Origin of the sequence: Streptococcus sp. 1343 (assembly GCF_013277355.1) — a bacterium.
In the GTDB taxonomy this organism is placed as follows: Bacteria; Bacillota; Bacilli; order Lactobacillales; family Streptococcaceae; genus Streptococcus; species Streptococcus pseudopneumoniae.
Window position 1 is genome coordinate 1,769 of record NZ_VMMT01000006.1, and the last position, 15,514, is coordinate 17,282.

The 15,514-nt window shown below is 36.7% G+C and carries 25 protein-coding genes and 1 pseudogene; 3 read left to right on the forward strand and 23 right to left on the reverse strand.

The annotated features are described in order from the left end of the window. Nucleotides 1-385 precede the first annotated feature (385 nt). The 18 genes from HT709_RS00795 to HT709_RS00885 form a co-directional block, all read right to left on the reverse strand. Nucleotides 386-778: a hypothetical protein gene (locus HT709_RS00795; RefSeq protein WP_000417884.1), complete on the reverse strand. Its 393-nt coding sequence runs from the start codon at nt 776-778 to the stop codon at nt 386-388. Between the two features lie 126 nt (nt 779-904). Next, nucleotides 905-1,153: a hypothetical protein gene (locus HT709_RS00800; RefSeq protein WP_000644290.1), complete on the reverse strand. Its 249-nt coding sequence runs from the start codon at nt 1,151-1,153 to the stop codon at nt 905-907. Continuing rightward, complete coding sequence (locus tag HT709_RS00805; protein WP_000035040.1) at nt 1,140-1,481, reverse strand: hypothetical protein; 342 nt, start codon at nt 1,479-1,481, stop codon at nt 1,140-1,142. The genes HT709_RS00800 and HT709_RS00805 overlap by 14 nt, the downstream gene beginning before the upstream one ends. Before the next feature lie 50 nt (nt 1,482-1,531). After that, a complete protein-coding gene (locus HT709_RS00810; RefSeq protein WP_000252561.1) occupies nt 1,532-1,798 on the reverse strand; it encodes a hypothetical protein in 267 nt (88 codons plus the stop codon). Between the two features lie 63 nt (nt 1,799-1,861). After that, entirely contained in the window at nt 1,862-2,092 is a 231-nt protein-coding gene (locus HT709_RS00815) for a hypothetical protein (protein ID WP_000650801.1), read from the reverse strand. After that, complete coding sequence (locus HT709_RS00820) at nt 2,092-2,691, reverse strand: hypothetical protein (protein WP_049779946.1); 600 nt, start codon at nt 2,689-2,691, stop codon at nt 2,092-2,094. Before HT709_RS00820 ends, HT709_RS00815 begins: the two co-directional genes overlap by 1 nt. A gap of 323 nt (nt 2,692-3,014) precedes the next feature. Continuing rightward, entirely contained in the window at nt 3,015-3,182 is a 168-nt protein-coding gene (locus HT709_RS00830) for a hypothetical protein (RefSeq protein WP_000865232.1), read from the reverse strand. Between the two features lie 328 nt (nt 3,183-3,510). Beyond that, complete coding sequence (locus tag HT709_RS00835; RefSeq protein ID WP_001087516.1) at nt 3,511-5,034, reverse strand: DNA primase family protein; 1,524 nt, start codon at nt 5,032-5,034, stop codon at nt 3,511-3,513. Next, the gene (locus HT709_RS00840; protein WP_001264266.1) at nt 5,027-5,542 is read right to left on the reverse strand and encodes a hypothetical protein; all 516 of its coding nucleotides are present in this window, start codon (nt 5,540-5,542) and stop codon (nt 5,027-5,029) included. The genes HT709_RS00835 and HT709_RS00840 overlap by 8 nt, the downstream gene beginning before the upstream one ends. Then, nucleotides 5,539-5,811, reverse strand: a complete 273-nt coding sequence (locus HT709_RS00845) for a hypothetical protein (RefSeq protein ID WP_000492134.1) — start codon at nt 5,809-5,811, stop codon at nt 5,539-5,541. Before HT709_RS00845 ends, HT709_RS00840 begins: the two co-directional genes overlap by 4 nt. Next, the gene (locus tag HT709_RS00850) at nt 5,804-6,145 is read right to left on the reverse strand and encodes a hypothetical protein (RefSeq protein ID WP_000058847.1); all 342 of its coding nucleotides are present in this window, start codon (nt 6,143-6,145) and stop codon (nt 5,804-5,806) included. Before HT709_RS00850 ends, HT709_RS00845 begins: the two co-directional genes overlap by 8 nt. Then, nucleotides 6,123-6,419, reverse strand: coding sequence for a hypothetical protein (locus HT709_RS00855; RefSeq protein ID WP_000122740.1), 297 nt, complete (start codon nt 6,417-6,419; stop codon nt 6,123-6,125). The genes HT709_RS00850 and HT709_RS00855 overlap by 23 nt, the downstream gene beginning before the upstream one ends. Next, nucleotides 6,416-6,631 carry a hypothetical protein gene (locus HT709_RS00860; RefSeq protein ID WP_001003765.1) on the reverse strand — a complete coding sequence of 72 codons (216 nt, stop codon included), beginning with the start codon at nt 6,629-6,631 and terminating at the stop codon, nt 6,416-6,418. The genes HT709_RS00855 and HT709_RS00860 overlap by 4 nt, the downstream gene beginning before the upstream one ends. Before the next feature lies 1 nt (nt 6,632). After that, on the reverse strand, nt 6,633-7,142 hold the full coding sequence (locus HT709_RS00865) for a hypothetical protein (RefSeq protein WP_000559698.1): 510 nt from the start codon (nt 7,140-7,142) through the stop codon (nt 6,633-6,635). Between the two features lie 180 nt (nt 7,143-7,322). After that, nucleotides 7,323-7,730, reverse strand: coding sequence for a hypothetical protein (locus HT709_RS00870; protein WP_000517976.1), 408 nt, complete (start codon nt 7,728-7,730; stop codon nt 7,323-7,325). A 154-nt stretch (nt 7,731-7,884) separates the two neighbouring features. Continuing rightward, entirely contained in the window at nt 7,885-8,058 is a 174-nt protein-coding gene (locus HT709_RS00875; protein WP_000075008.1) for a hypothetical protein, read from the reverse strand. A 274-nt stretch (nt 8,059-8,332) separates the two neighbouring features. Continuing rightward, on the reverse strand, nt 8,333-8,962 hold the full coding sequence (locus HT709_RS00880; RefSeq protein ID WP_000424673.1) for a Rha family transcriptional regulator: 630 nt from the start codon (nt 8,960-8,962) through the stop codon (nt 8,333-8,335). Nucleotides 8,963-8,976: 14 nt separating this feature from the next. Next, a complete protein-coding gene (locus HT709_RS00885) occupies nt 8,977-9,177 on the reverse strand; it encodes a helix-turn-helix domain-containing protein (RefSeq protein ID WP_000040966.1) in 201 nt (66 codons plus the stop codon). A 206-nt stretch (nt 9,178-9,383) separates the two neighbouring features. Here HT709_RS00885 and HT709_RS00890 point away from each other — a divergent pair, with 206 nt between their 5' ends. Beyond that, entirely contained in the window at nt 9,384-9,899 is a 516-nt protein-coding gene (locus tag HT709_RS00890) for a helix-turn-helix transcriptional regulator (protein ID WP_001080843.1), read from the forward strand. A 136-nt stretch (nt 9,900-10,035) separates the two neighbouring features. Next, nucleotides 10,036-10,704, forward strand: coding sequence for a Fic family protein (locus tag HT709_RS00895; protein WP_000222520.1), 669 nt, complete (start codon nt 10,036-10,038; stop codon nt 10,702-10,704). Between the two features lie 483 nt (nt 10,705-11,187). Here the strand turns inward: HT709_RS00895 and HT709_RS11610 are convergent. Then, nucleotides 11,188-11,301: pseudogene (locus HT709_RS11610) on the reverse strand (antA/AntB antirepressor family protein); the annotation flags it as partial. Nucleotides 11,302-11,640: 339 nt separating this feature from the next. On the opposite strand from HT709_RS11610, the gene HT709_RS00905 reads away from it, so the two are divergent. Then, the gene (locus tag HT709_RS00905) at nt 11,641-12,807 is read left to right on the forward strand and encodes a site-specific integrase (protein ID WP_000704674.1); all 1,167 of its coding nucleotides are present in this window, start codon (nt 11,641-11,643) and stop codon (nt 12,805-12,807) included. Nucleotides 12,808-13,052: 245 nt separating this feature from the next. Here HT709_RS00905 and HT709_RS00910 read toward each other — a convergent pair whose 3' ends face one another. The 4 genes from HT709_RS00910 to HT709_RS00925 form a co-directional block, all read right to left on the reverse strand. Beyond that, nucleotides 13,053-13,355, reverse strand: coding sequence for a hypothetical protein (locus HT709_RS00910; RefSeq protein WP_000424403.1), 303 nt, complete (start codon nt 13,353-13,355; stop codon nt 13,053-13,055). Nucleotides 13,356-13,687: 332 nt separating this feature from the next. After that, entirely contained in the window at nt 13,688-13,993 is a 306-nt protein-coding gene (locus HT709_RS00915) for an SPAR17_0115 family bacteriocin-like peptide (RefSeq protein ID WP_000424423.1), read from the reverse strand. A 183-nt stretch (nt 13,994-14,176) separates the two neighbouring features. After that, complete coding sequence (locus HT709_RS00920) at nt 14,177-15,079, reverse strand: hypothetical protein (protein ID WP_000984724.1); 903 nt, start codon at nt 15,077-15,079, stop codon at nt 14,177-14,179. Continuing rightward, nucleotides 15,076-15,279: a hypothetical protein gene (locus tag HT709_RS00925; RefSeq protein WP_172925418.1), complete on the reverse strand. Its 204-nt coding sequence runs from the start codon at nt 15,277-15,279 to the stop codon at nt 15,076-15,078. Before HT709_RS00925 ends, HT709_RS00920 begins: the two co-directional genes overlap by 4 nt. Nucleotides 15,280-15,514: the final 235 nt, after the last annotated feature.

Here is a 15,514-nt window from a genome sequence, read left to right on the forward strand (position 1 = left end):
CTTCGTCAGTCTTATCTACACCCTCAAAGCAGTGCTTTGAGCAACCTGCGGCTAGCTTCCTAGTTTGCTTTTTGATTTTCATTGAGTATTAGCAACAATATAGATAAAAATAGAGATGACAAATTTTTAAGATTCATTAAAGTGTCTAAACCCTTGATATTACTGATTTTTTGAAAAATCACATTTGATTAAATATCATTAAAAGGTCTTAAAAATTCTCAAAAAGTCCACAAAAAAAGCCCCTCAAAAAGGGCAATAAATGACGAGTTCAGCAGGCAAGAAACTAGCACGGTCAAACGTGCTTTTTTTATTGCTGATTGCTGATAGGTATATTATAACACGATAAAGACGATAGGGCAAAATATCCTATCAAGATGATATACACTTACTTATACACTTCTAGCTCTCCGTTCTGGTGGATTCTCGCAAAGTTTAAGACGGCTATCTGTTTGTATCGGTGGTAGCTAGTGGAGCTAGTACCTGCCATCTCTACGCATTCGCTTATAGTTTTCTTTCTCATGTAGCAATAATGGATAATAAAGTATTTTCTGGCTCGCTTGTTCTCTATCTTATTGATGTCGTTGGCGAATATTTCCAATCCCTCACGGATTGCTTTTTCATGCTCGCCGCTCAAATGCCACTGATCAGGTAAGACAAGTTTCCAAGCCTCTTCATCTATCGTAACTTGGTTTTCACTTCCTGCCATCCTCTGGAAACGTAGAAAGTAAGTCATCCGCTCTCTTACGTTCATCATCGTTTTAAACTTATCCAGCTCCATTAGTTCGCTCCTTTATGATATAATATTTTTATCGGAATATCACAAAGGAGTCAGCTGTGCTGGCTTTTTTTGCGTTTTCTCGGCGTTCAAGGATATTCTCCTTATCTGATTGATAACTGAAAAGCTCTAATCATCACAAAAACCTATATTATCCCAGAATATCCGCAATCCTTTTGTATCTTTAATTCGTGAAATACCTTCTTCTGCTGCTTCTTTTGTCGGATAGACTTCTATAATATCTTTGGAATTTTTTCCACCTATCCTATATCTTACCTCAAAATGTCCGGTATCAATCTGCGTCAAAAACACGGTATCGACTTCATCAATCACAGCTAACTTATTCAACTTATTTAAACGGTTTTTAATCGCCTTCATTTAGTATCTTAGCCTCTAATACTTCTAATTGCTCCACTACCTCAACCATTTCAACTGCTTTATAAGCCATGTTTAAAACGCTCTGGGCGCTCTGTTGTCTAGCATACGGGCTTACTGTCTTATCAAGCATGATTTCCCTCAACACGTTTACCGCCTCAACGCTTGCATTCTGTAAAAGTGTAGTCGCTTCTTTAAGTTGTTCGCTACGTCTTTCACGGTAAATTCTCTTAAAGGTTGCATCGTTCAAGTAATTGTAAGCCGTCTTTCTGGTAATCTCACTTAATTCACTAGCTTTTTTTACATTCCCAGTCATGAGATAATTGGCCATAAATATTTCTTTTTTTCTGCTTAATCCTGTCAAATACTGTTCACCTCGCTTTATTGCTCTAATTCTGAAAACTCACTTATCCCAGTCATTTCCCTAAGTTCATCCATACGTTTTTTTGATTTCTTATAGTCTGCTAGCTTAATATCTTTAAATGGTGTTTTAATAAAATCATCCATATCTATCTTTATTTCATCTTGCTGAAAAGCAAATCTTAAACAATCCACATATAAAGATATACATTCATCAGTTGTTGCATATTCCATCTTTCCAGCATACTCTTCTAACTTTTCTAGTCTTGCTTTTGAACTTCTAACCATTCCCCTACCTCGTGTGTAATTCTGTCTGATTTATGTAAAAAAAGGGGATTGCTCCCCTCCACATCACAAACCGCGTTTTTCCTTGCCTAGTAGCTTATCATACAGGGCTTTATCTTTCTCAAATAGTTCATGTCTACGCTTGTAGCCCATAGCTTTAAACTCTTCAAGGGTCACAGCTTCCTCTTCATAAGATTTTGAAATACTTTCTACGTTCTTGGCAAGTCCTTGCAGTAAGTCAGCTTGTCTCTTCTCTTCTTCGATTTCTTGAAATAGTTGTTTATGTTCATCTTTCATTATTGTTCTCCTTCAAAATAGTTAATACGATTCACAAAATACGCCAAATCATCACTCGGATCTAAATAGCGGTATTGGCTTCCCATATAACCAGCTACACCACTATAAATGTAAGGCTTACTTACTCCACTATATTCTGGGGATGTATTCAGGCGGTCAAATAACTCTTCGATACCTGTTTCTCTTACCTCATCCGCCAATCTTTCAGCAGTATTTTTGTAATTTTCGTTATAATTTGCAATCAATTCCAAAAGCTCAATAGATTTCTGCTTGATTTCTTGGCGCTGGCGCTTCACTGTTTCATCTTGCTCTAATGCAGTTCCTAAATAACCTGATGCATTAATTTTTCTAGCGTCTGCTACGATTGAGTCAATCCGTTCTTTCTCAAGTTTTGTTCTTTGCTCTTTCATATCAGCAATATACTTTTCTTTTACGTTAATAGCTTGAAAATCTTCAAATGTTTGTACATCTGCTTTCTTGGATTTGATATCCTTAACTTCTTTTTCTGCTTTCTTGATTTCCTCATCAAAGCGATCAAAAATCTCTAATTGAGTCCGTACTTTGTCCATCTGGTTTTTCACTTCTTGCAATGTTGGCATTTCTTTTTCCTCCAATCTTCCCAAAAACAAAAGAGACATAGCCAAAATAGATTGCTCCACTTTATGCTATACCTCTGATTTTTTCAGTCAGTATTCTTTTTAAATATTATTGTTTTAGATTCCACGCTGGAGACAATCTCGCCGTCTTGTATTTTAAGCGTGATACTCCCAAATCTTGGAATCTCTAACAATTTTATTATACCATAACTTTTGAAATAAATAAAGCCATTTTGTATCTCCATTCGTTATCCTTTCATCTGTTTTAAGGGTGTCACTAGTAGTTACACCATTGCAAGGGGGTCGGTACTATCTACCCCATTTTATTATCTGTATAATACCAATACGGTAGCTACTGAATTAAAAGGTTCACTAGATGATGTACCAGAAAATTTAACGTCCAGCACTTCAACAGTTGCCATGAAGTCATTGATCTCTTTCTCAAAGTCTTCTTTTTCCCATCGTCTAGTATATTCAAATAGTTTAACTTTCATGTTGTTATCCTTTCTTTATTTTAAGATAAATTATGTAAACTAGCTTATTTTCGCCATTTTTATCTATGTTTTTTATACACTTATCGAAAATTTTAGACACTTTATTTTCGAAGTGTATAAAATTAAAAGCCTGTCATATCAAGGGTTTAAGTCCTGTTTTATACGCTTTATACACTTTATACACTAGTTTATATAATTTACGAGAAATTAGCGCTTAATACTGTAAAAGAAAAAACCTACCGTATAAAGTGTATAAGCGTCTAAAGTCCTTGGCGCTCTAGGGGTTTCAGCTCCCACACTTTTTTATCAAGTGTATAAAGTGTATAACTTATTTCTTCCTTTTCGCTCTGCCATTAAAATACCCCCGTTCATTTTTAGCTTTTTTTCGTTGTTCAGGTTTTTCCCTGCCATTAAAATATGGATGTGCGTAAGGTGCTGAATCTTCGTGCGGATAGAAACCAATGTGAAGTTGTCTCCCTGCTGGTATTGTTTTCTGTCCTACCGTTATCCAGCTTGGTAGATTGCTTTTAATTTCTCTATGCAACCCCATTTCTGTCTTGTGTAGCTTCACTCCATAATATTCTATGAATCCTTTCCAATTATGGAAAACAAAATCATTAGGTAAAAACTCACTTGATAGATCATCAGTAAAGAATGAAGATACAAAAGCAATAACTGGATTGTTATCCTCATGGTATTCTTGCAAAATCTCCTTTGATTTCTCTGGTGTGATGTCCTTTGTCGGTGTCTCAAGGGCTAGGCGTGTGAAATACTCCAATACTTCCTTCCTGTTGATGTAGTCGTCTTTAATTGCCTTGTTTGGTTTCCCTTTAAAGACCTTGGTAAATGGTAGAATCTTAAACCGCCTGTCAATCGCTGACCTGTCCCCGTTCATTCTTGGTAAGCCGTTGGATGACTGGATAATAGTCATATTCAAGCGTAGACTGTAAGGGCGTTTTCCTTTATCCTCTATAGTCATAATGTCACCAGTCGCAAGACTAAACATGTTTGACGTATCTTTGATAACTGCGTCCTTTTGTACATCGTCCCCAATAACCAAACTCTTACCTAACAGAATGGAGGTAGAAAAACGGCTTTTGTCAAACTCAGTCATCTTGAGACTTGCGACGTTCTCCATGCCTACCAAGTTAATAAGCAGCTGCTGAAAGGTTCCTTTACCAGTTCCACCCTCGCCATAAAGCCAAAAGATATTTTTTAGGGTTCTACCTGTGATAGTTGCTTTAATAATCTGAATAGCCAGATCATATAATTCTTGGTCGTTATCAAACAATTCAGCAAGCCACTTGCTGGGCTTCCAACCGTATAAAGTAGGCTCATAGGCTTCTGGGTCGTACCTTGTACGGATTTTTCTAGTTACAATAATGCTAGGTGTTAAAGGTTCAAATGTTTCTTTACTAGCGTTATATAGCTGATTTCCGATAACCGTATAATCATTTTGAATAGACTTTAACGGGCTACGTCTAGCGATTTTGTAAATCGTATCAAAGGCTTGTTTTTCTGTCGTATCTGGTTGAATGGTTGAAATTAAATCTTGAAGTAACTCGTTATCTTCTATCCAGATTCCCTTATCAGGATGATAAAAATATAAGGGCGCTTTCTGTCCCTGCGCTTCTGGTCTGATTCTCACAAATCGGATATACTTTCTAAGAAAGTCAGCAACCCCCAAAGATTTAGATGGTCTATCTTCCCCAAGATTCTTACATACGTTGAATAAAAAGCCTTGTACCCCTTTAAAGGTTTTCAGATAGCTTTCTGATTCTTCTATTGCCTTAGTGGGTTCATGCTGCTGATTCTCTTCAATGATTTTATTTACAATGTCATTGCTATTCAAAAGCCACCTCCTTATAGAATTTTGTTGCTACTTCTAGGAAATAGCTTGCTAGGTCTTTGCGTTTAACGATTGCAGAAAACAAGTCCACTAACTGGCTAAAACTGTAGCCATTCACAAATAGCAGTCGGACAAAAAGCGAAGTCTCATATCTGGTATAAATCCCGTTACAAATCAGGTCAAAAATCCAACCCTTTAACTCCACTCCAAGCCCCTGCCGTTGCTCGGTCAATTTGTTTACCTCTAAATCTTTCAGGATCGTCAGCAAGTTAGGACTGGACAAACCTATCTCTAAATCTCTGGCCAATTCCCAGCCCTTTACTTCCTCGCTTTCGTCTTTAACTACCACATACAAGCCTTTGTAGTGAAAAGCCGTCAAACCCTCGCCTATTGGCTCAAAATAGATAAATTTATAGTGATTGCCATTCTTCCAAACTTGGGTTGGGCTAGACTTGAGAAAGCCAAACAAAGGTAATTTTTCAGCGGATAGAATTAACTCAAGCACTCTCATTCATCCACCCCCAGAAACTTCCAGATGTCGGTCACTAAATAGTAAATCATTCTTGAACCATCGTCTGGCGGTTGATAGCGTCTTAAACCCTGACTTTCCCACTTATTCAGCGTGTTGTCACTAATTTTTAACTCTTCTTTGAGTTCAATCCTATTTATTAACTTGGTCAATCTTGGCGGTGCTTTCTCATGCGCTTCCAGGTATCTTTCCACTACCTCCAGAATGCCATGCGCTAGGTCTTGCTCGCTTTCTCGGCTTAGGCTAAACATATCCGCCCACCTCCTTCAAGGTTTCTTTGTAGCTTTCTAGGTCGCTATTCATCAACACCGCTAGGCGCTTGCTCTCCTCCTGTACTTGGTTGTAAAAAGCCTTAGCGCCATCTAGTAACTCGCCTTTATTCGCTGGAATAAAGTACCCACTAAAAACGCCGCATCTAACCCCTACAATAGGGATGTTGTGCTTAACTACTAGACGCTTGATAATGTCACGTACAGTTCTTTCTGTTAGCTTGGTTGTCAGGCTAATTTCTGACCCTGTTATGGAGTTCTCAGCCCCTACCTTGATTAATCTTAATACTCGTTTATCGTTCTCTGATAGGCTCATCCAGTTCCTCCTCTCCTTTACTTTTATTTACAAAGGTTATTTGTCCGCTCGCTACCCCTTGCAAAATAGCTTTTTGAGTCTCTATGATTGTATCCAAGGTTTTCAAGATAGCTGTCTCAGCCTCTGAATCCAACGCTTGTTTTGTCAACAAGCCCATAGTTACAGCTAACTTTGTTGCATTGTCCATACACGTAGCTAGAAAAATATCTTTTGTAAAATAAGGTTCATCTGGTATTTTTTCACTATCAAGGTATATCTTCACTGTGTAACTCATTTCATCCCTCCGTAAACTCTTACCCCTGCAAGCTGGATATATCGCCCATAATCAGGGTTTAAATCCTCGCTAGGTGTTTCTATCGTCTGTTGGTTTTCTCGCTCTATTTGGGCGCTTTTTTTACGGTCTCGGTGGTTTAGATAAAGTAGTAAGCCAATCAATACCACGATTAAGACAGCAGCCTGTGTATTGGTCAAATCTAGTTCGTTCATGTCAGTGTTCCTCATAAATCATCATTCCACGGGTGTACTCAATCGAACTTGTCCATAAGCCCAAGAGGTTCTTTTTATCTCGTTTTTTCTTTGCAATATCAATTGCCAAAAGTTCCCAGACGTAATTTAATACTTGGTTTTTATCCATAGGATAGTCATTCTCTTTGGTTATTTCCGCTAGGTATGTGCTTATGAAAAGAAATCCATCAAAATTAGAAAGGCATTTTAAAAGATCCATATCCCCCCAAAAATTTTTATAATATGAATATTCTCTCCACTCTAATTCTCCTATTACCTCAGATACTACTCTCTGTTTCATCCTTTCCGTCTGTTCCTTGAGTGTTTCCTGTTGTTCATGGTATTCTGTGCTAGTTAGTTCATTATAAATATCGTCTAAGTCGTTCAATACTTTACTGATTTCCCTTTTAGCTAATGCAGTTCCATTTCCTACAAGAATTTCTTGTATTTCTTCTAAATTTGTTGAAATAGCTTCTAATTTATCTGCTATCATATTTTCCTCCGTTGACCTTTTAATTATCGTTTCTTATACAGGATATCCTCACACTCAGAGTCGCCAAGTTGAAAGCGTGAGAAAGTACCAGTTTAAAGAGTTGGCGCTCTATGCTTTTCAAAACCTTTTCTAATTGCTTGCCTGCTCTTCGGTTTTATTAGTTTTTCTTAGTTTTGCTATTTACTCATAAATCTCTGACAACTCTTTATAGATGTCATCTGGTATTGCTCGCATTGCTTTCTGTTGCAATTCAATCGCCTTGGTCTTGTCGTTGTCCTTACTGGTGTTTGACTCAATGATTCCAGTTAAGGCTAAAACTTGTCTGAAATATAAATCCATCTTCAAACGTTGCTCGGCGCTGATCTCTTGTTTTGTCTCCTGCTTGCTTTTTAGTAGGAAAATCTCACTAAATTCCCCATCTTCTACCCTGTAGTCAATAACTTTACGGTAACGCCAATTTGATAAACGTCCCTTGATGGCTTTTTCTGACCAAGTTGGTAAAGCGTCTAGTATTAAGTCTACTGTGATGATTCCATTTTCTTCTTGTATGTTTCTTAGTATTTCTTGTGTAAATACTTGTTTTCCCATTGTTTCCCTCATTTTTTGGGTACGCAAAAAGCGCACTCTATTTCTGTGTTTGACAAATAAGAGTACGCATGATAAGATATTTACGTACCTCATTCGTGGGGGCTGAGTCTGTTACGTTATCGCTTTGGTCGGTTGAGAACGTAGCAGGCTTCTTTTATTTTTGTGACTTTAAAAGTTGAATGCCTTTAACTATCGTGTCAGCTTTAGAAATATTCAAACTGTCAGCAACTTCTTGAATTTCGTTATATTCGTCTGCTGTCAGTCTAACCTCTAATCGTTTATCACGCTTAGCATTCCCCTTTATAGGTCTTCCTGTTCTTGGGCTCATTATATCACTCCTTTACTTTTGCCCGTGCTTTTTATTATATACTTATGCACGGTATAATGTCAACCCCTAAACCGAAAAAAATTTAAAATCTTCCCAGCGTACCTTATTTTATTTTCAATGTACTAGCGGAAACCGCTGTATTATGCTATAATCTAGGTATAAATCTTACTAAAACCTCTTTGATAATAGCTTGCCTGCTTTTTGTTAAATTCGTTTTAGTGTTAGTGTTAAAGGCTCTGCGGTGTGGTTATTGCTAAGCCTTTTTTTGTTGCTCTCACGCGCTTCTTTGGCGTGTATTTTTATTTCTGAATGCCATAGCCTTGATTTCTTGGTAACTCATATTCAAGCCAATCATAGCTATTACCATATCCTCAAAAGCCTGGTATTGCTCCAGCTCGTCACTGGTCAAGCTATCAATGCCATTATAGCCCCCACGTTCTTCCCTTAACTGCTTAGCGTTCCTGTCGGTTACTGCTTTTAGTAGCAGGTTGTTCATGGTGCTATGCGCGTGCTTTGGGGCTTGTTCCCAATTCTCAATGCTGTCATGCAGTGTTTTTCTTTTTGGCTTTTCTAGCGCCCTCTGCATACGGAACTTAGAAAGTTCCTCACGCATTTCAAAAAATGCTTTGACTAGGTTCATTTTGAATTGCCGTACAGGTTCAGTATTCTTTAGATAAGTGATCAGCAAGGTCGCTTGTTGCTCATTCAAGCGATAGATTTTCATTGGTCGCCCTCGCCCATCTAATTTACGGATTTCAAATCCGATTATTCCGTAGCTTTCAAAATCCTCTTGATGATTTCTTATTAAGCTTTGCACTGTATCGTGTTTAACTTCAGCACATTCAGCTATGATTGCACTCGTAGTATACGGCTCTTTCTTGCCGTCCATGTAAACCAGTTCCATGTTTTTGCTCCTTTCTAGCTATAAAATAGTTCATCTATGGTTATATCTGATTTGATTTCTGCAACCATTGACTTAATCGCTAAACGTTCTTTGTCATTGAATGGCGTTTTACCTAATTCTTTGTTGTTGTACGACTGCAAAGAAATTTTTAGCTTGTCCGCCATTTGTTGCTGAGTTAGTCCTAACATAACTCGATAGCCTCGTAGTTTGCTCATAGGTTTCCCCCTTTCTAAAAAATCCCCCTCCATGAATAGATTGAAAGTGTGAAAGGCTGGAGGAGGTGGTATCCGATTTGGATAACTTGTGTTTTATTATATATCCATTTTGGTTAATTGTCAACTGTTTTTTAGATTTTTTTGTATCATTTCTTGATACTTTTCTAAAAATCAGATATAATCATCTTTGAAAGGTGTGATAAATTATGAATAGATTGAAAGAACTGAGAAAACAAAAAGGGCTAACCCAACAAGGATTAGCTGATAAAATTTCTATATCTAAAATCACCATATTGCGGTGGGAAAACGAGGAACGCCAAATAAAACCAGAAAAAGCTCAGCAACTAGCTGACTTCTTCGGGGTAAGCGTTGGATATCTGTTGGGGTATAGTGAGTATAGAGAATTAGAAAAAGCATTGGATAAAACAATTTTTTCAAACTATCCTGATGTTGAAACATTCCTCACTCAAGAGATAAAAGAGCTAATCGGAGAAAGAACAAAAGATTTTTATGAGTATATTGATAAACAATTTTGTGAAAGCTATAAAAATACTGCCGTACCTCCCGAAATAGTTGTAAAGCACCGTGAAGACTTTTATAGCTCGTTTCTATTTCTCCCTGCTAGATTACAAAAATTTATAGCTTTATGGAGCATACTAACAGAAACTGAGCAAGAAAATATAGGTAAAACTATTGAATTATTAGCTATGAGAGGAAAATAAAACTCCCCCACATTCGCCAATAGCAACCCCATCCCATGGGTCTATTGTGCAAAAACGGGGAAATTTGAAGAATAGAAAGCCGATTTACAGACTAAAGCGCAAAAATGGGCAAAAGTGACAAATAGAAAGGAGAATTATGACCTACTCACAAAACTATCTGGACGATATACTGGTACGCATGGCCTACCATTCTAGCGGTATCGAAGGGAATACTATCTCTCTACCCGAAACCGTCAGCATTATCTTAGAAAGCACCTTACCACGCAACGGCAAAAGTATTCGTGAGTTTTATGAGATTGAAAACCATAAACAAGCCTTTTCTTATCTCTTGGACTCATTGGCAAACCATCAAGCCCTTACTGTGGGGCTGGTTCAAGATTTTCACGCCTTATTAGTGGATAGGCTGCAACATGATCGCGGACAATTTAAGCAAGTTCAAAATGCCATTATCGGGGCGGAATTTCAAACGGCTAGCCCAGCAGAAACGCCCTACTTGATGACACAATGGGCGGATAATACTGCTTATCGTTTGGAGCATGCTCAGAATGAAAAAGAAGTATTAAAGATTTTAGCAGACACCCATATCCAGATTGAACGGATTCACCCATTTAGCGATGGTAACGGTCGTACCGGTCGCCTGATACTTATGTACTTGGCTATGAAGTATCTAAACGCTCCTATCATCATCCCAAAAGACTCAAGGGCGCATTATATGGAACTCCTCGCAAATCAAGACGTAACTGGACTAGCTGACCTCTTCAAAAAGTCACTGGACTACGAAAGAATACGAAAAAAACAGTTTTAAAGCAACAAAAAAAGACAAGCTAGCTACTGACAACTTGTCTAATATCGCCTGAACTGAAATAACGGGAAAGATTCAGGCGATAATACCGAGAATAAGACTAAATAAACCACCAAAAACGCTTAGTAATTGAGGTTTGGGGATGAAAATCATGCTAGATTTTAAGAACTTGGACTTTTTCAAACCTCTTAGTCTACGCTATTATTATACCACTCTTGCATTTAAAAAGCGAATGACGGCATTTCTCACGCTCATTAGGCTATAACTCTCTAATGCAGTATAATGCGGTATAATTTAGACGATTTTCAACACTTCGGCATTTTAGGAACGCTTAAAGCGCTCTAAACAATATCAAAAAAAATAAAACTCTTGAAATATTGGGGCTTGTATGCTAGAATGAAAGCATAAAGGGAAAAACAGTGCTTCTAGCATATGTAACTAAAAAGCCCCACCGTTACAGCGATGGGGTTTTTTGCTACTCTCCCACTGGATCATAGCAATTTCCTTGGCCATGTCTAGCTTGATGATGTGGTCAACTTTGTTGTGACCCCCTCGTCCTGTTTGCTGCTCATTTTTGAGATGCAAAAAATCTTGATTTTCTGTTTAAAGGGTTAAATGCTACTTGCTACGTCTCTTTATCTATAACTTGAAAAGCTCAGATAAGACGTTAACAAGTAACGGAGCTAGAAAAAGGGAAAACAACTCTAGCATATATAACACCTCCCTTCTCTAAATTGAGGGGGCGAAAACATTATATCAAAAACACCCATCACAAACAAGCTCATATAAGCCCCATATCCGCCTTGTTTCATATTCTGGTACAATTTACCATCTGACTGCTTAAAATCGAAAATAGGGGCATTCTCGTAGTCCCTCGCATGGTATAAACTCAAAATCTTTTCTAATTGCTTGCCTGCTGATGGAAAAAGGAGTAAAACCATGAAAATAACAGAATACACCAAAAAAGACGGGTCTACAGTCTATCGCTCTAGCGTCTACCTTGGTATCGATACCGTAACAGGTAAGAAAGTCAAGACGACTATATCAGGGCGAACCAAGAGAGAACTCAAAGCCAAAGCGCTACAGGCTCAAATCGACTTTGAAAAAGACGGTTCTACAGTATATAAAGCAGTTGAGATAAAGACTTACGCCGAACTGGTGGAGAATTGGCTGGAAACATACTGCCATACGGTCAAAAAGGCAACCCTTACAATAATCAAGAGTAGACTAAAAAACTATCTACTTCCAGCCTTTGGAGACTACAAACTAGATAAGCTAACACCCCCAGTTATTCAAAAGCAAGTTAATCAATGGGCAAAAGAGTACAATCAACTAGGAAAAGGCTACCAAGAATATCCGCAACTTAACTCGTTAAATAAACGCATACTTAAATACGCCGTATCCTTGCAAGTTATCCCTTTCAATCCTGCCCGTGATATTATCGTCCCACGTCGTAAGGCAAAAGAAGGGCAAAAACTAAAATATCTGGATGATGATAACTTAAAAAAATTCTTAAATTATCTGGATCGGTTGCCTAATACTTACAAAAATTTCTACGATACAGTGCTGTATAAGACGCTTTTAGCGACTGGTTTGCGCATTCGTGAATGTTTAGCCCTCAAATGGTCTGATATTGACTTACAAAACGGTACACTAGACGTAAATAAGACTCTAAACTGTGAAAAAGAAGTCACTACCCCTAAAACAAAATCAAGCGTTAGAATGATTGACTTGGATAATAAGACGGTGCTCATGCTGCGGCTTTACAAAAATAGACAAGCGCAAGTTGGTAGAGAAATAGGCTTGACTTATAAAAAAGTATTTTCTAATTCCTTTGACGAATATAGAGACGCTAGGGCGCTTAGGTCAAGACTTGAGAAACATTTAAAACTTTCTGAGTGCCCTCGTTTAACGTTCCACGCCTTCCGCCATACTCACGCTAGTATCTTACTCAATGCTGGACTGCCTTACAAAGAAATACAAACAAGGCTAGGGCATTCTCAAATATCAATAACCATGGATACTTATAGCCACTTGTCCAAAGACAACAAGAAAAACGCTACTTCATTTTATGAAAAAGCCATTGAAAAATTAAAAAGTTCTTAAAAAGTCCACAAAAAGTTTAAAAATCCATTAGCTCAATTGTGAAAAGTAGCTATATCAAAGGCTTTGCACGTCATACTTGAAATAAAGCACATTTCTCATAAGAAAGGCAAACATGATTACCAGATAGCTCACTATAAGGAAAACATGCTTAAAAATACTAGTATCAAATAAACTCACGATAGCTAATAATAGATTCATAATAAATACTATAGTCGCAAATAGTTGTACTTTTTTATCTTTCATAACTAGTCCCAGCCTAAATTACTTTCCAATATCCTACCGAAATTATAGCCGGTAATATAGCCTGACATATAACCTGTTGCTGCACCACAAGTAGCTAAAATGAATGCATAGCTAACTGTACCAATAACTGGTAAGGTTATTGTCCCTAGTGCTGCACCAGCTGCCGCTCCAGTTATAGCTCCTGCTATTCCGCTTGCGACACCACCTACACCTCCACAAAGCAAGGCAAGCCACCCTTCACCATCAAGATACATCATCTCTTCTTGCTCAATAGCAACATAGTTGTTTGGTAATACGAGTTCCATCAAAATTCTCTTTTTTATTAATCATGGTTAGGATAGTTTCCTAACAAGTGATCGCAGGCTTTGTTTAGTTACCTAAATTAGACTTCCTTCCTTTATCTTATTTTAAATATTTAAAACCAGTTACTGCTTGAAGCTTAACAGTTTACTTAATTCAAATAACAGCTAATCACTGATTCCCTAATTTTATCAAATATACTAATAACAACAATTGTGATACGATCATCATTATAAGAACAACATTTAACGAATCAAAGTTTTTCCGAGATAATAATAAAGCAACAGCAAGCAGTATTATTACTAAAGATTGAATAACTACTATTACTCTTAACATTTTATCCTCTACCAGTAACCAAAGCATAGTATCTATTTTCAAAACCGAGCATAACTATTGCACCTATTGCTCCAAATGCAACCAGCATTGCTCCCCTAATACCCCACTTATTTTTTTGATAATCAGAGTTTTTATATCCTGAATAGTAGACTCTTTCTCCTAACACATATCCTGTGCTATACGATGCGCCACCAATTGTGATAGCCAAGGCAACAATGGCCGAAATTGACATTGGTTCTCCGCCATCAAGATACATCATCTCTTCTTGTTCAAGATCAACATAATTATTTGGCAATACGAGTTCCATTTGTTTTCTCCTTTTTTATTAAGCATGGTTAGGATAGTTTCCTAACAAGTGAGCATCGACTTTGTTTATAGCACTTAGTTACCTAGATAAGATACTTTTTTGCCTAATCATATTCTATAGATGAACAGATTTGCAAACCTAATTAGTTGAAATTATTTCATTTGTTGTACGAACAGTATGAATCTAGATTATCTTCTTATTACTAATCAATATCCTTCGTGATTTTATCTTATCATACTCTCTATTCATACAGAAATTAAAATTATTTCTTAACCAACTTGTATAATAGAAAAAATCTAGTTGATTGATTCTGATGAGCCGTATTCTAATTTTATCAATCTTTTCTTGCCAGTTATTATTGTTACTAATAGAAATCTCATACAGCAGTAACTCGGCAAGACCTGTACACAGAAGGGTGTTCTGAGAATCTTCGATTTTTTTCAAAATATCCTCAAAGATCTCGCTATCCGTTAAAAAGGTAGATTGGTTAATCGCATCATACAGCAGAATACACATTAAGTCAGAATAATTTAGCTCTGATTTTTGTATTTTATCCTTTAAAGTATTGCTCAAATCCCTGTCAAACGAATCTTCTTTTTGCCATTTATTTTGATTGAAAAGAAATTCCGTCTTATTAAAAACGATATGGTTGATATCCATTATATTCCAAAAAAATATTGTAGTAAGCACGATGAGGGCAGAAGGAATTTTTAAAATAAATACTAGAATAATAGCTATTTCAAGAATAAAACTCCATATAATCCTCGATTTTAAATCATCAGCAGACAAACTTTTACGGTGGAATGAAAAATAGGGTGAGAATCGCACATTTACTTTCTTCTTTCCTGTAAAAATAAAAGGAAAAATTGTAATAAGACCTTCTTTCTTGTATACATCTTTCAATGCATATACTAGGTCTAAAACTATTTTTGAGAAAATCAAGCTACAGAAAGTAAGACCCATACTGATAACAAAATCAAGGGGAATTTCTAAATTCAATGGCAAGTTATTCACTAAGACATGCAACTCTAACCACAAGCCTAAAAAAGGAAGCATTAGTAAGAAAACAATTAGTTTACGCATCATAATTTTACATCACCCTTATCTTTTTTTAATTTTGCATAAACTATCATTGCTATGGTTAAAATCAAAAATATTAAATTAATCATAATGATTAATTTCTTTAGTTCCTCATCAACATGATCATATGCTAAAAAAGTTACAGAGGAAATTAGTAGAAATGCCAAAAATACAATAACAAAAATTTTTTCAATTTTCATACCCATTTTACAATCACCTTAAGTCGTTTAAGTTTAGATCTCTGCGATGAATATCATTATTTGCCCAAATTGTTGTGATTGCATCACCAATTGACATCCAAGTTGCAAATCTGTTAATAGCAGAAGTTGCAAAACCTGCTTTATTGATAACAACTTTAGTCATCATCGTCTCTATAAAAATATTTTCTATACACTCTTGATAATACCAAAATTAATGTCAATATCATACCAAGAGCTATAA